14 protein-coding genes, 1 tRNA gene and 1 riboswitch are annotated in these 14,296 nt (G+C 70.6%); of the genes, 8 read left to right on the plus strand and 7 right to left on the minus strand.

The features are described 5' to 3' along the window. Nucleotides 1-139: 139 nt before the first annotated feature. The 6 genes from murI to BLQ73_RS07195 all read left to right on the plus strand — a co-directional run bounded on the left by murI (nt 140) and on the right by BLQ73_RS07195 (nt 4,273). The gene (murI, locus tag BLQ73_RS07170; protein ID WP_093169546.1) at nt 140-1,015 is read left to right on the plus strand and encodes a glutamate racemase; all 876 of its coding nucleotides are present in this window, start codon (nt 140-142) and stop codon (nt 1,013-1,015) included. After that, nucleotides 969-1,733, plus strand: a complete 765-nt coding sequence (locus BLQ73_RS07175) for an MBL fold metallo-hydrolase (RefSeq protein ID WP_093169548.1) — start codon at nt 969-971, stop codon at nt 1,731-1,733. The genes murI and BLQ73_RS07175 overlap by 47 nt, the downstream gene beginning before the upstream one ends. Before the next feature lie 48 nt (nt 1,734-1,781). Beyond that, nucleotides 1,782-2,498: a ribonuclease PH gene (gene rph, locus BLQ73_RS07180; RefSeq protein WP_093169550.1), complete on the plus strand. Its 717-nt coding sequence runs from the start codon at nt 1,782-1,784 to the stop codon at nt 2,496-2,498. Next, a complete protein-coding gene (gene rdgB, locus BLQ73_RS07185; RefSeq protein ID WP_093169552.1) occupies nt 2,495-3,115 on the plus strand; it encodes an RdgB/HAM1 family non-canonical purine NTP pyrophosphatase in 621 nt (206 codons plus the stop codon). Before rph ends, rdgB begins: the two co-directional genes overlap by 4 nt. 106 nt (nt 3,116-3,221) lie before the next feature. Continuing rightward, entirely contained in the window at nt 3,222-4,007 is a 786-nt protein-coding gene (locus tag BLQ73_RS07190; RefSeq protein WP_093169554.1) for a toxin glutamine deamidase domain-containing protein, read from the plus strand. After that, nucleotides 4,004-4,273 (plus strand): hypothetical protein, encoded by a 270-nt coding sequence (locus BLQ73_RS07195; protein WP_093169555.1) that lies wholly within the window; start codon nt 4,004-4,006, stop codon nt 4,271-4,273. Before BLQ73_RS07190 ends, BLQ73_RS07195 begins: the two co-directional genes overlap by 4 nt. A gap of 76 nt (nt 4,274-4,349) precedes the next feature. Here the strand turns inward: BLQ73_RS07195 and BLQ73_RS07200 are convergent, their stop codons facing one another. The 6 genes from BLQ73_RS07200 to bcp all read right to left on the minus strand — a co-directional run bounded on the left by BLQ73_RS07200 (nt 4,350) and on the right by bcp (nt 10,750). Further along, nucleotides 4,350-6,875 carry an ABC transporter permease gene (locus BLQ73_RS07200; protein WP_093169557.1) on the minus strand — a complete coding sequence of 842 codons (2,526 nt, stop codon included), beginning with the start codon at nt 6,873-6,875 and terminating at the stop codon, nt 4,350-4,352. A 1-nt stretch (nt 6,876) separates the two neighbouring features. Then, nucleotides 6,877-7,629: an ABC transporter ATP-binding protein gene (locus BLQ73_RS07205; protein WP_176955316.1), complete on the minus strand. Its 753-nt coding sequence runs from the start codon at nt 7,627-7,629 to the stop codon at nt 6,877-6,879. Nucleotides 7,630-7,913: 284 nt separating this feature from the next. After that, on the minus strand, nt 7,914-8,588 hold the full coding sequence (locus tag BLQ73_RS07210; RefSeq protein WP_218125652.1) for a response regulator transcription factor: 675 nt from the start codon (nt 8,586-8,588) through the stop codon (nt 7,914-7,916). Beyond that, nucleotides 8,585-9,781: a sensor histidine kinase gene (locus BLQ73_RS07215; protein WP_245690859.1), complete on the minus strand. Its 1,197-nt coding sequence runs from the start codon at nt 9,779-9,781 to the stop codon at nt 8,585-8,587. The genes BLQ73_RS07210 and BLQ73_RS07215 overlap by 4 nt, the downstream gene beginning before the upstream one ends. A 306-nt stretch (nt 9,782-10,087) precedes the next feature. Further along, nucleotides 10,088-10,163: transfer RNA gene (locus tag BLQ73_RS07220), tRNA-Leu, on the minus strand. Nucleotides 10,164-10,276: 113 nt separating this feature from the next. Then, entirely contained in the window at nt 10,277-10,750 is a 474-nt protein-coding gene (gene bcp / locus BLQ73_RS07225; protein ID WP_245690860.1) for a thioredoxin-dependent thiol peroxidase, read from the minus strand. Between the two features lie 184 nt (nt 10,751-10,934). Between bcp and BLQ73_RS07230 the strand changes: the two genes are divergently transcribed. Further along, entirely contained in the window at nt 10,935-11,273 is a 339-nt protein-coding gene (locus BLQ73_RS07230; protein ID WP_093169561.1) for a DUF3618 domain-containing protein, read from the plus strand. A 249-nt stretch (nt 11,274-11,522) separates the two neighbouring features. After that, nucleotides 11,523-12,146 (plus strand): DUF6286 domain-containing protein, encoded by a 624-nt coding sequence (locus BLQ73_RS07235; protein ID WP_143020163.1) that lies wholly within the window; start codon nt 11,523-11,525, stop codon nt 12,144-12,146. Nucleotides 12,147-12,359: 213 nt separating this feature from the next. Here BLQ73_RS07235 and BLQ73_RS07240 read toward each other — a convergent pair whose 3' ends face one another. Next, nucleotides 12,360-14,048 (minus strand): hypothetical protein, encoded by a 1,689-nt coding sequence (locus BLQ73_RS07240; protein ID WP_176955317.1) that lies wholly within the window; start codon nt 14,046-14,048, stop codon nt 12,360-12,362. A gap of 122 nt (nt 14,049-14,170) precedes the next feature. Beyond that, nucleotides 14,171-14,268: riboswitch (glycine riboswitch) on the plus strand. The last annotated feature ends 28 nt before the right edge of the window (nt 14,269-14,296 follow it).

Below are 14,296 nucleotides of genomic sequence, written 5' to 3' on the forward strand. Positions count from 1 at the left end.
GAGCAGCATGGAGCCAGGGATGCGGGTCGGCGGCGGAGGGGGCGCCGGCTCCGGCGACGCTCCCGGCAGGCCCTGCGCGCAGCCGATGTGAGCATTCTTACCGTGAGCAATCGTCCCAGGTCGCTTACCCTTCTTAATCGTGCCGGAAGCGAGCATCGGAATCTTCGACAGCGGAGTTGGCGGACTCACGGTCGCGCGAGCGATCATCGACCAGCTCCCCCATGAGTCCATCCTCTATGTGGCCGACTCGGCGCGGCAGCCGTACGGCCCGAAGCGGATCGCGGAGGTTCGCGCGCACGCGCTGGAGGTGATGGACCACCTTGTGGAGCACGACGTGAAGATGCTGGTGATCGCGTGCAACAGCGCGAGTGCGGCCGTGCTGCGCGACGCGCGGGAGCGCTACGACGTGCCCGTGGTGGAGGTGATCCAGCCCGCCGCCCGCCGTGCCGTCCGCGCGACCCGCAACGGGCGGGTCGGCGTGATCGCGACCAGGGCGACGATCGAGTCGATGGCCTACCACGACGCCTTCGCCGCGGCGCCCGACGTCACGCTGGTGGGCGTGGCCGCACCCCGGCTCGTGGAGTTCGTCGAGCGAGGCGAAACAATGAGTGAGGAACTGATGGAGGTGATCCGCGACTACCTGCGTCCCGTGATCGACGAGGGCTGCGACACGTTGATCCTGGGGTGCACGCACTATCCGCTGCTCACCGGACCCATCTCGTACGTCGTCGGCGACGGGGTGACGCTGGTGTCGAGCGCCGAAGAAACGGCCAAGGACGTATACCGCGTCCTGCACGACAGGGGTCTGGCAAGCGGCGGAGACTCCCCACACCACCGCTTCCGCACCACCGGCGACGCCTCGCTGTTCGCGCGGCTCGGCCGGCGGTTCCTCGGCCCGGAGATCGAGGCGGTCGAGTGTGCCGCCGTGGGGGATGTGTCATTGAACGGGCACCGAGAAGGAGAGCGCGATGAAGTTAACGATCATCGGGTGTTCGGGGAGTTTTCCGGGTCCTGACAGCCCCGCGTCCTGCTATGTGGTGGAGGCCGACGGGTTCCGCCTGCTGCTGGACTTCGGCAACGGCTCGCTCGGAACGCTCCAGCGCTTTTTCGGCCTCTACGATGTCGACGCCATCTGCCTTTCGCACCTGCACGCCGACCACTGCCTGGACATCTGCGCCTACCACGTCGTCCGTACCTATTCGCCGCACGGCCCTTTCGCCCGCATTCCGGTTCACGCCCCCGCCGACGCGCCGCGGCGCCTGGCGGCGGCCTACGGGATGCCGGAGGAACCGGGGCTGGAGACCGCGTTCGATTTCGTGCCCCTCTCTCCGGGTGTCACGCAGATCGGCCCGTTCGAGGTGACCAGCGCGCTGATGAACCACCCCGTGGAGGCGTACGGCTTCCGCGTGTCCGCCGGCGGGCGGAGCCTGGCGTATTCCGGGGACACCGGAGAGACGCCGGAGCTGGTACGGCTCGCGAAGGACGTCGACCTCCTCCTGTGTGAGGCGTCGTTCCTTGATATGCCGGACCTGCCGCCCGACCTTCACCTGAGCGGACGGCAGGCGGCCGAGACCGCGGCCAAGGCGGGCGCGGGCTCGCTCGTGCTGACGCACCTCGTGCCGTGGTTCGATTCCGGACAGATCTACGAAAGCGCGCTGCGCGCCGGATACACCGGGCCGATCGAACTCGCCCGCACCGGCGCCGCCTACGACCTGCGGACCTTCACCGCCTGAGCGGCCCTCGGGCGGCGCATTCTCAGGAAACCCCTTAGGGTGTGCGCTATGGCACGCATCGACGGACGCACTCACGACGGACTCCGCCCCGTCACCATCACCCGCGGCTGGCTCGCCCACGCGGAGGGCTCGGTCCTCGTCGAGTTCGGCGGCACGAAGGTGCTGTGCGCCGCGACGGTCCAGGACAACGTGCCCCGGTGGCGCAAGGGCAGCGGGCTGGGATGGGTCACCGCCGAATACGCCATGTTGCCCCGGGCCACCAACACCCGGGGCGACCGCGAGTCGGTGCGCGGCCGGATCGGCGGCCGCACGCACGAGATCTCCCGGCTGATCGGTCGGTCGCTGCGCGCCTGCGTCGACTTCAAGGCCCTCGGCGAGAATTCGGTCGTCCTCGACTGCGATGTGCTCCAGGCCGACGGCGGCACCCGCACCGCCGCGATCACCGGCGCCTACGTCGCCCTCGCCGACGCGGTGCGCTGGATGCGCTCGCGCAAGATGTGCCCGGGCGACCCGCTGGTCGACTCGGTGGCGGCCGTCTCGGTCGGCATCGTGAACGGCAGCCCGATGCTGGACCTCTGCTACACCGAGGACGTCGCCGCCGACACCGACATGAACGTCGTCATGACCGGCGGCGGCGCCTTCGTCGAGGTGCAGGGCACGGCCGAGGGCACGCCGTTCGACCGGGCGCTGCTGGACAGGCTCCTCGACCTGGCGGGCGGCGGCTGCGCCGAGCTGACCCGCATCCAGAAGGACGCCCTCGCATGACCGGTTCCGGCCTCCGCCTCGTCCTCGCCACCAGGAATCCCGGCAAGCTCCGCGAGCTTCGGCGCATCCTCGCCGAGGTGGGCCTCGACGTCGAACTGCTCAGCCTCGACGAGTTCCCCGCGATCGGCGACATCCCGGAGACCGGGCTCACGTTCGCGGAGAACTCCCTGATCAAGGCGCATGCCGTGGCCACCGCCACCGGCCTGCCCGCCGTGGCCGACGACTCCGGCCTCTGCGTCGACGCCCTCAGCGGCATGCCGGGCGTCTTCTCGGCCCGCTGGTCCGGCGGCCACGGTGACGACAAGGCCAACCTCAACCTGCTGCTCGCCCAGATCGCCGACGTCCCGGACGGCAGGCGGGGCGGCCACTTCGCCTGCGCCGCCGCCCTGGCCCTCCCCTCGGGCACCGAGCATGTCGTCGAGGGCGCCCTGGCGGGGAGCATCATCCGTGAGCCCCGGGGCACGGGCGGCTTCGGCTACGACCCGATCTTCGTCCCGGAGGGCGGTGCCCGCACTCTGGCGGAGATCCCGCCCGCGGAGAAAGACGCCATGAGCCACCGCGGCCGGGCCTTCCGCCCGCTCGCCCTCGTCGTGGCCGACCTGCTCCGCGCCGTCTGACTCAGCCCGCACCGTGGCGGGGGCCGAGAGATCGGTGAGAGTCTCCTTCGGAGGAGCGCCGCTCGCCCTACTATCGGCCATCAGGTGATGGCTCAGGGGGTGTGGTGTGTTCCACGATCGGGAGCGCTTCGCGGGAAAGGTCCACTTTCGCCGTCCCACAGGTTTCTACAACCCCGTGGTCACCTCCGACGGTCGCCGGTGGCGTGATTTCGAGCTGTCGGCCGAGGTCGGCCCGGTGCCTGTGGACAGTGGGCCCGTCGACTGGTTCGACCGGGGCGACCGCCCGCCGCGCCTTCCCGCGTTCCGGCCGTACGGCGTGCCGGGCGGTCTGGCCCGGCCGGATCCGCAGGCCGAGCGCGACCTGGCGAGAGCCGTACCGGTGGACGGGTCGGGCCGGGTGCGGAGGTTTCCCGATCCGCGCGGGATGTGGATCCGGTTGATCAACGCGGAGGGGGCGACGGAAGACCCCTTCCGCGCGACGAACGCGGTCGACTGCGCGCTCGCGGTGGTGTCCACGTGGCACGGCGAGCCCGAGGTGGCGGCGCCGAGGTGGCCGGAGTACGACAGGGTCGGCCGGCCGCTGCTCACCGGCGAGGCCGGGGGAGTGGCGAGGGCGGAGCGCTGGCTGGGGCACCGGTTCGAATACGTGGGCCATGGCCGTACGGCCTATGCGGCGGTCGCGCGGCGCCTGCTGGCGGCCGGGCACGGCGCGGCGGGTCTCCTCGTCACGCGGTGGCCGAGTGGGGGCAGCCACGCGTGGAACGCCGTCAACACGCGCGACGAGGTGGTGTGGATCGACGCCCAGCGGGGGCACATGGCGGTGGAGCCGCCCTACGGGTCGGTCACCGGGGTGTTCTGCGTCGTGGTGAACCGTGAGGGGGAGCGGCGGTGAACCTCGACCAGGCGAGGGCGGTGGCCGAGGAGTACTTCAACGGGGTACGGCCGCCCCACGACCCCCTGGAAGTCAGCATTTACAACTTCAGAGAGGGCTATGTCGTGTGGGCTCGCACGTCCGAGCCGGAGGAGCCCGCCGCCCTGCCCGACACTGCGGGCGGCGGGTGCCTGGTGATCGACAAGGCCACCGGAGAGATCGCGATCCGGCCACTGCTCGACCCGGTCGTCGTCGCCGAGCAGTGGCCGGGGCGGCACCCCCGCTGAGCGGCGCGGGCACGCGTCCGGGTCGACCGGGTCGACCGGGTTGGCCAGGTCGGTCGGGGCGGCCGGGGCGGCCAGGTCAGCCGCTCGCCAGCGAGTTCACGATGGACGCGCGGGCCGCCCTGCGGGCCGGCAGCAGCGAGGCCACCACGCCGGCCAGGCCCGACAGCACGATGAACGCGGCGATGTGGAGTGGCGCGACATCGAACAGCGGGTCCTCCTGCATGGTCTGCACCGCGGCCCAGCCGAACACCAGGCCGAGCGCCACGCCGACCACGGCACCGATCAGCCCGAGGACGAACGCCTCGATCGAGAGCATCCGCCGCAGCTGCGGCTTGGTCAGGCCGAGTGCCCGCAGCAGCGCCGACTCGCGGGTGCGCTCGTGGACCGACAGCGACAGCGTGTTGGCGATGCCGAGCAGGGAGATGAGGACCGCCAGCCCCAGCAGGCCGGTCAGGATCATCAGAAAAGTGTCGATCGATGCTTTGAACTCGCCTCGGATCTCCGTCGTGCTCGTGACCGCTACCCGGGGAAGGTCCGCCGCAGCGGCCTCGACGGACTTCCGCGCGGCCTCCAGAGCCACGCCCTCGGCTGCCTTGACGAAGACGCGGGAGTCCTCGACGGATCCGAAGTAGTCGCGGAAGGACCTGTCGCCGACCACGAGTCCGGAGAACGGCAGCTGCTCCGGGTCGTAGGTGCCGAGCACCGTGAGCGTCACCGTGCCGCGCAGCCGCGTCTTGATCTTCAGGGTGCCGCCGGCCGCGAGCTTCATCTCCTCGGCCGTGTCGAGCGGAACCACCACCTGGCCCGGGCCGGGGTCCTCACCCCAGAGGTCCTTGACGATGGCCTTGATCGGGCCCGTATACGTCATCGCGTACAGGGCGGCGTCGCCGTCGCCGTCGGCGGAGACCGGACGGGGGTAGTCCCGCACCGCCACGACGGCCCCCAGCTCCGGCTTCGTCCGAAGCCTCTCCGCCACCGAGCGCGGGATGGTCGCCTCCGAGCCGCCCCCTGCCGCCAGCATGTAGTCCACCGGGTACTGGCGATCCAGCCGCGCGTCCGTGGACACCTGGGCCGAGGTGCCGACCACGGAGATCAGCGTCATCAGGGTGACGCCGACGGTCAGGGCGATCGTCGTGGTGGCGGCACGTTTCGGGTTGCGCGCCGAGTTGTCCACGGCCAGCCTGCCCGGCACGCCGAACAGGCGCGCGGGAAGCCAGCCCGCCGCGGCGCTGAGCGGTTTCACCAGCACCGGCCCGGAGATCAGCACCGCGAAGAAGACCAGCACGCCTCCTCCGGCCACGGTGAACAGCGCCGCGTGCCCCGACAGCAGGTTGACACCGACGGCCGTCACGGCCGCCCCGGCGGCGGCGAACAGGCCGGTGAAGACCAGCCGGATCACCCCGGTCCGGAACGTGCTCTCCTCCACCTGGCTGCGCAGCGCGGCGATCGGCGCGACCCGGGTGGCGGCGCGGGCGGGCAGCACGGCGGCGAGTACGGTGACCACCACGCCGATGGCCAGGCCCGCGAGGATCGTGCGCGGGGTGAGGGAGACCGTACCGGCGGGCATGGGGGTGCCGAAGGAGTCGATCAGGGTCACCGCGACCGCGCCCAGGCCCTGGCCCACCAGCAGGCCGAGCGCGGAGGACAGCAGGCCGACGGCGAACGACTCCAGTAGGACCGAGCCGAACACCTGCTTCCGGGTCGAGCCGATGCAGCGCAGCAGCGCCATCTCCCGGGTGCGCTGGGCGACCAGGATGTTGAACGTGTTGTAGATGACCAAGGCCGCGACCAGCATCGCCACCGCGCCGAAGAGCAGCAGGCCGAGCGTGATGAATTCGATGTCGGCCCCGTTGCCCTCGGCATTGCGCTCGACGAGCTGCTCTCCGGTGAGGACCTCGGCGCCCTTCCCGAGGGCCGCGGCGACCGACGCGCGCAGCGTCTCGGGGCTCACCCCCTCGGCGGCGCGCACGTTGATCTCGCGGAACTCCTTCGAGCCGGTCATCGCCTGGAAGGTGGCGGCGTCGTAACCGACGGCGCCGTCGTACGCCAACTCTTGGTCGACGCCCAGCTTGAACAGACCCACCAGGGCGAACCGGTGCTTCTGGTCGCGGAGGTCGAGCACCTCGACCGTGTCGCCGACCTTGAAGCCCCGGGTCTTCGCCGTACTCTCGTCGAGCACGGCTTCACCGCGGGCTGCGGGTGCGCGGCCCTGGGCGATCTCCGTGCGGTTGAGATCGCCCTCGATGATGGGGATGCCCCATGTGGTCACGTGGGATCCGACGACCTTGCCGTCCTTGCCGATCAGCGCCGTCCTGGCCCGGTCGAGGCCGACCGCCTCGGCGACGCCGTCGACGGCGCGGACCTTCGCGAGGGTGTCTGCGGGCATCGCGGGCGGACCGTCCCCGGTGCCCTCGCCCGAGGGCAGTACGGCGACGTCCACCTTGTCGGCGGCGGCGGCGAACGACTGGGTGAAGCCCGCTTTGATGGTGTCGGTGAGCACGAACGTGCCCGCGATGAAACCCACGCCGAGCGTGATCGCGAGCGAGGTGAGCATCAGCCGGAGCTTGTGCGCCCGAAGCCCGGCCAGTGTGGTCTTCAGCACCTCAGCTCTCCAGCTTCATCAGCGTCTCGTGGATGATCTGCGGCGTCGGCTGGTGGATGTCGCTGACCAGCAGGCCGTCGCGGAGGAACACCACCCGCTCGGCGTAGGACGCCGCGACCGGGTCGTGCGTCACCATGACGATCGTCTGCTGGAGCTCGCGGACCGAGCTGCGCAGAAATGACAGGACCTCGGCCCCGCTGCGCGAGTCGAGATTGCCGGTCGGCTCGTCCGCGAAGATCACCTGCGGCCTGCTGATGAGCGCCCGCGCGACGGCCACGCGCTGCTGCTGGCCGCCCGACAGTTCCGAGGGCTTGTGGCCGAGCCGGTCCTTCAGGCCCACGGTGGCGACCACCCGGTCGAACAGGGCGGGGTCGGCCAGGCGGGCGGCGATGTCCAGGGGAAGCCGGATGTTCTGCTCGGCGGTCAGTGTCGGAAGCAGGTTGAACGCCTGGAAGATGAACCCGATCCGGTCGCGGCGGAGCATCGTGAGGTCCTTGTCCGACAGCCCGGTGATCTCGACGTCACCGATCTGGACCGACCCGCCGGTCACCGTGTCGAGCCCGGCCAGGCAGTGCATGAGCGTGGACTTGCCCGACCCCGACGGGCCCATGATGGCGGTGAACGCGCCGGTCGCGAACGCGACGTCGACACCCCGCAGGGCGTGTACGGCGGCCTCCCCCTGGCCGTACACCTTGGTGACCCCTCGGGCCACCACAGCCGGCGGGGCCTCGCGGCGGATATCAGTCAGAGTCACGTTCGCTCCTCGGCAGATCACAGCGTCGTACAGACGAATTGCTGGTGTTGAGCTGCGAGCCGCGGTGGATGCACTGGACTCAAGCAGCGAGAACAACGCTATGGCCGGGGAGAAGGTGAATCATGGGGCGAAAGAACGGACTTGGGACTGTGACCTCGGTTAGAGGCACGCGGGGGCGTATGACTGGAGTGACAGTGCCGGATCGGTCTTTCGGCCGACCCGCCCAGGATCCGACCGTCGATCCGACCGTCGATCCGGGCCGTCGATCCGGGCCGTCGATCCACCTATCGGTCCGGCGGACGGTCCGACGGGGTGACGAGCCCGGACTCATAGGCATACACCACCACCTGAGCGCGGTCGCGTAGCGCGAGCTTCGCGAGCACCCGCCCCAAATGAGTCTTGACAGTCCCCTCGGCGAGATCCAGCCGGGTGGCGATCTCCACATTGGACAGCCCGCGGGCCACGAGCAGCAGCACCTCCCGCTCCCGGCCGGTGAGTCGGCTCGACGCCGCCGACACGGTGGGCGGCCCCGAGGGGAGTTGTGCGGCGAACCGGTCGATCAGGCGCCGGGTCGTGCTCGGCGCGACGACCGCGTCGCCGCTGTGCACCGCGCGGATCGCGGTGACCAGGTCGGCGGGCGGCACATCCTTGAGCAGGAACCCCGACGCACCCGCCTTCAACGCCGCGAACGCGTACTCGTCGAGGTCGAATGTCGTCAGGATCAGCACCCGGGGGCCGTCGGGATCGGAGCAGATCGCCCGGGTCGCCTCCACGCCGCCCATCCGGGGCATGCGCACATCCATGAGCACCACGTCGACCGGCGTGACTCTCAGCCGCTCCAACGCCGCGAGGCCGTCGCCGGCCTCCGCGACCACCTCGATGTCCTGCTGCGCGCCCAGCACCATGCGGAAGCCCGCCCGCAGCAGTTCCTGATCGTCGACCAGCATCACCCTGATCACGCCGCTCGCGTCCCGCCCATGTCGGCGACGGGCATCTTCGCGACGACCTCATAGCCCCCGCCATCGCGTGGTCCGGCCGTCACACGCCCGCCGTACATCGCCACTCTCTCCCTCATGCCCACAAGCCCGTGGCCGTCGGCGCCGCGGGGCGCCTGCGCCCCCCGGCCGTCGTCGGTGACCGCGATCAGGATCTCGCGCGGCCCGTAGTCGAGCAGCACCGTGGCCCCGACCCCAGGCCCACCATGCTTGATGGTATTGGTGAGAGCTTCCTGCAAGATCCGGTATATCGCGAGTTGCTCCCCTTCGGGGATGTCCTGGCGTGTCCCTGTGATCCGCAGCTCCACCGGCAGCCCCGACGAGCGCACCTGCGCCACCAGCTCGTCGACCTGGTCCAGCCCCGGCTGCGGCGCGTACTCCTCCGGCCCACCGCCCTCGCGCAACACCCCCACGAGCCGCCGCATCTCCGCCAGCGCCTGCCGTCCCGTCGCCGAGATGGTCTGTACGGCACGGCGCGCCTGATCCGGATCGCGGTCGATCGCATAGCCCGCTCCGTCCGCCTGGACGATGATCACACTGACGTTGTGCGCCACCACGTCGTGCAACTCCCGGGCGATCCGCGCCCGCTCGGCCGAGGCCGCGAGCTTCGACTGCTGGTCGCGTTCCCGCTCGGCCCGTTCGGCCCGCTCCATCAGGCTCTCCAGATAGCGCCGCCGCGTGTTGGCGTAGACGCCGGCCAGCCAGACCGCCGCGATGACCGCCGACGCGCTGAGGACCGTGGACCGGTTCAGCCCGCCCCACCTCAGCAGTGCGAGCACCATGCCGAGCTCCACGACCAACCCGGCCGCCACCGCCCAGCGGATGTTGCACCGCGAGGCCATGCCGTACATGGCGATGAGCACCGACAGGTTGGCGGGGATGGCGCCGACGTCCGCCACCCACTGGACGAAGCACAGGAGCGCGATGATGGCGAAGACCGCCCTCGGGTGGCTGCGCCGCCAGAACAGCGGTACCAGCATCGCCGCCACGAGGGCGAGGTATCCCCACGTCGGCAGAAGCGGCGCGTCCCGGTGCGCCGTGGACGCGGTGGCGTAGATCAGAGCGGTAACCACGTAGAACGCCCCGAGGGGGACCGCCCACACGGCGTCCCACCATCCGCTCGATCGCCCCGACCAGGCGTGGAACCTGTCCAACACACGACCACAATACGAAGCCTGGGATCGGCGGCGGTCCCCCTGAAGGCTGAACTCGGTCTACGACCCAGGTCGCACATTTTCGCCGCTTACACGGCCCTTACGCCCCATCGGGCATTGTTGTCGATAGGAGCCCCTAGGGGGGTCGGTAAAGGGACTGTGATGGCGGATCACAATCACGCGGGTCGCGCGGCTGACAGGCCGCGCGACCCCGCGGATTTTTCAGCCCCTCCCGAGAACGGACCCTGAGCGGGCCCTGCTGAGAGCGGACCCTCACCACTCTGACATCTGCGACATCATCTGCGATCTTGGTGAGGTCGGTGGGATTCGAACCCACACTGTCAGGTTCCTAAGACCTGTGTCTCTGCCGTTGGACTACGACCCCGTGCACGAGGGAGCCCGGTGAGAGGTGGTCGGCCCCGTTCAAGCCCCCGTTGAGCATGGTCATCTTAGGTCGCACTCCGCCCGGGGGCCAAACGGTTTCCTCAGGGAAAGGCGTCAGAGGCCGAGTTTCTTTCTGAGGCCGGCGACGTGGCCTGTGGCTTTGACGTTGTAGAGGGCCTTGTCGATCACTCCGTCGGCGTCGATGACGAAGGTGGAGCGGATGACCCCGACCACGGTTTTGCCGTAGAGGCTCTTCTCCCCGTAGGCGCCGTAGGCCTTGTGGATCTCAAGATCGGGGTCGGACAGCAGGGGGAAGGTCAGGGAATCGCGTTCGACGAACTGGAGGAGCTTGGCGGGGGAGTCCTTGGAGACACCGAAGACGACGTAGCCGGCCTCGGTGAGGTCGCCGAGGTTGTCGCGGAAGTCGCACGCCTGCTTGGTGCATCCGGGGGTCATGGCCGCGGGGTAGAAGTAAAGGATGACCTTCCGGCCGCGGAGCTCCTTCAACGACACCGAGGCGCCGTCCGCCGCGGGCAGCGTGAAATCCGGTGCGTGGTCGCCGGGGGCGAGCCTGGTCTCAGCGGGCACGTTCCATCCTCCTGGGCGATGTCGAACGAGTGACCGATCCCGCGCCGGCCGGTTTGGCATGTCGTGGGCGCGGGAGATGGATTGTCACAGGGTTCAACCTACCGTTATCCGCGCCGGTCGCCGTGCCGTATGACGGGTGAACCTGACAGACTGATCCTTGTCAAGGGGCGATGAGAGGATGGCCATGGCCGAGACCGATCCCGAGGAGCTGGAGCGTCGCATCGAGCGCACGCGCACCGAGCTGGCCCGCACGGTGGACGAGATCGCCGAAAGGGTGCACCCGCGGCGTGTCGCGGAGCGGGGCGTCGCCAAGGCCAAGGCCAACGCCGAGCATTTCGTGTCCACGGCCGCCGATCTGATCGGGCTCGGGGCGCGCGACGCCACGCCGGACAGGCAGGCCGACGACGGCGAGGCGCTCTGGGAGGACGACCGGCCCGCGCTGGCGCCGGCGCTGGTGGCCGTGGGGGCGGTGCTCGTGGTGGGGGCGGTCGTGATGCTGTGGCGCCGCCGTCGCCGCCGCTGATGTTCTGACATGCTCCGAGAGGAAGGTTCGGTTTTCGCCCCGAAAAGTCGGCCCCTCCTCTGACGACCTCAACGACACGGTCTCAGCGGCGCGGCTTCCCCGGACCACGTGGAGGCCGGCGCCATCGCGCCGTCCTATGCGACCTATGCGGCGGCGCCAGTAAATTCTTTTCGCAGTCATCACCCGCTGTTGGGCAAAGACGCGGAGGCGGCGCTCCATCGCGCAGCGTGTCCGTGTACCTCTGTCGGGGTGACCACTGCCCAAGACGTCGCGCGCAGCGAGGGCGTCGCCGCTCCCCGAGGAGACCAGCAGCGCCAGGCGGCCCACCGCAGGGCCCATCGTGTGCTGCGCCCCTGCCGTACGCCGCTGGGGGTGGCCGTGGCGCTGGCCCTTACCGCGGTCTTCTCCCTCACCGCGATCGAGGCCGTCGGGCTGCTCATCGGGAAGCCGCCGGGGCTACTGCCGCTGGAGCGCATCGGGGCGGCACTGTGGGCGACGAGGTGGTCGGACGCGTCCGCGGCGGGCGCGGGAGTGATCGCGGCCCTGGCGGGAACGGTCATGATCATGGCTGCGCTGCTGCCGGGGCGCACCAGGCTGGTGCCCCTGCGAGGCACCGATCCGCACACGGTCACGGGGGTGACGCGGCGCGGGCTGCGCCGCAGCCTGCGCGCGGTCGCGCAGTCCGTGGACGGGGTGGAGCGCGCCCGCGTCCGCCTCGGACACCGGCACATCGAGGTCATGGTGGTCGTCGCCGCGGACTGCGGCGGGCACATGCTGCGCAAGGTCGGCACGGCGGTGGGAGACAGGCTCGCCGGGGTCGGCGCCCTCTCCGGCGGCGAGGTCGTGGTCCGGCTGCGGGGGAAGAGGCGCTGAGGGATGCGAGTTTTCACGGCCAACCGTCTGGGCCTGGCGCTGGTCGGCACCACGCTGCTGGGGGGCGGGGTCTACGCGGTGCTGCGCGGCCGGGGCGTGCTGCCGGGGCACGACCCGCGCGGGCGGGTGCTCAACTCCGCCGTGCCGACCTTTCTGGCCGATCACGTGTGGGCGGCGTGGATCGCGATCGCGCTGGCGGTGCTCGTCGCCCTGCTAGCCCTGAGGTGGCTGCTGCTGGCCCTCGGATGGGGGAGGTACGGCAGGCGGGACGGCACGGGCACGGCGATTGTGTGCGTGGGGCTTAAAGAAGTCGAAGGGCTCCGTGTCGGTGTTCGTATCGTCGATGATGACAAGCTCAGGATCGGGGTGAGCTGCCCGCCGGACGCCGACCTGGGATCCATGGTCGCCAAGCTCGACCGGGACGTCGTCGCGCGGGTGCGCCGCCAGGCTGGCACCGGCGATCTGCCCGCCGTCGTGCGCCTGCACGTGCGTGCCCGATGACCTGCGCCTGCGTCCCTTGGCGCGCGACCTTTCGCCGATCGCGAGCCCCGCGGCCAGGCAGGCGAGAGGGATGCCGACCACGGCGTAGCGGTGGTCGAAGGCCGCCACGAACGGCGGGGCGACGACGAGCGCCAGCGCCGCCGCGTACGGCAGGAGCGTGGCCCCGCCGAGCCGCCGCACCCTGACCAGCACCCCGGTCAGCCCGATGAGCAGCAGGCCGGCGAGCAGCGGCCCGCGCACGAAGACGTGGTCCTGGTAGGTGCGCAGCCATCCGGCGTAGGGCTCGACGACGGCGGGCCGGCCGCTGGCGCCGCGCTGGTATTCGCGCGTCAGCTCCTCGGCCGTGCGCCCCTGGGAGGCGGGGGAGTCGGAGAACGGGCGGGCGGTGTCGGGGAAGACGTAGGACGACTGCGGCCCCGGAGTGGGGTAGACCCTGCGCTCCCAGGTGAAGACGTGCGCCACGTCGGTGAGGCCGGTGGTGAGGAAGTCCAGGGGCTGGGCCATGATGGCCTCGCGCGCGAACTGGCCGGCGAGTTTGTCACGTTCCGTCCAGGTGCCTTTGATCTTGCTCAACGGGGAGTCCGCGTCCCAGATGTAGACCGGCGGCGGCTGCCGCTCGCTCGGGGGCGTGGTGGGGCAGAGCGCCGCCACCGGACCGGTCGGCCGGATCACCCCGCAATCGGCGAACGACATCGTGCGCGCCCACAGGAAGGCGTTGCCCCGGGTGAGGGCGAGTTCGCCGTGCTCGCTCTGGAACCACACCGCGTATCCGCCCACCGCGAGCGCGCTCGCGACGGCGGTGGAGGCCAGGGCCCGCCACCCGAAGCGCGTGATCCCGAGCAGCATGCAGACCAGCACCACGCCGATGAGGGGCAGGCCGATGGTGCGGGTGATCGTGGCCGCTCCGAGCAGCAGCCCGGCGAGCAGGGCCAGGGGCACGGTGGGCCGCTCCCGCCACAGCAGCAGCGTGACGGCGAGAGTGATGAGGAACACGAACAGCAGGTCGGCCATGACCAGATGTTCGAGCTGGACCAGGTAGGCGTCGAGGAGCACCGGCAGCGTGAGGAGGGTGGCCGCCCACCCGGGCAGCCGGGTGCGCCGCCGCAGCACGGCGTAGACGCACACGGCGACGGCGAGCCCGAGCAGGTGCTGCGCGACGGTGACGGCGGTGACGCTGCCGAGCGGTCGAAGGGCCCACAGGAACAGGGCGTAGCCGGAGGGCCTGGACTCCAGCGGCTGGGGGGAGAGCGCGGCCCCGAGGTAGGCGAAGGAGTCGGCCCAGAACCAGATCGCCGGCCGGTAGCCGAGGACGGCGAGCGCCCGCAGCGCCGTGCCGAGCAGAAGAGCGATCAGGAAGACCCAGTGCCGTCGCAGGCCGCCTGCGACACCGGTCACCGACACGCAAAACCTCCCTGCCGGGGTTGCAAGGTCGGCTGCCCATCCTAGGCGTGATTCGCCGTCGGCCGGGGGGATGGGGATTTCGCTCGGGCTACCTGGCCTATTAAGGTGGCCTCAAACACCGATAAGCCCGTGCGGGAGAGTGTCCTGGCAGCCGGCCAGGTCCCCTGAAGGAGCAAGCCCTCCCCGCGAACCTCTCAAGGCAAAGGACCGTACGGGTGAAGGTGGCCTCTGGAAAGCAGGCCCGACGG

The sequence above is a fragment of the Sinosporangium album genome (assembly GCF_900100605.1).
Classification (GTDB): Bacteria; Actinomycetota; Actinomycetes; order Streptosporangiales; family Streptosporangiaceae; genus Sinosporangium; species Sinosporangium album.

Coding starts and splice junctions, on each gene's coding strand:
- rdgB (WP_093169552.1), top strand. CDS start 2,495: ATGACCGGTTCCGGCCTCCGCCTCGTCCTCGCCACCAGGAATCCCGGC.
- BLQ73_RS07175 (WP_093169548.1), top strand. CDS start 969: ATGAAGTTAACGATCATCGGGTGTTCGGGGAGTTTTCCGGGTCCTGAC.
- rph (WP_093169550.1), top strand. CDS start 1,782: ATGGCACGCATCGACGGACGCACTCACGACGGACTCCGCCCCGTCACC.
- BLQ73_RS07230 (WP_093169561.1), top strand. CDS start 10,935: ATGGCCGAGACCGATCCCGAGGAGCTGGAGCGTCGCATCGAGCGCACG.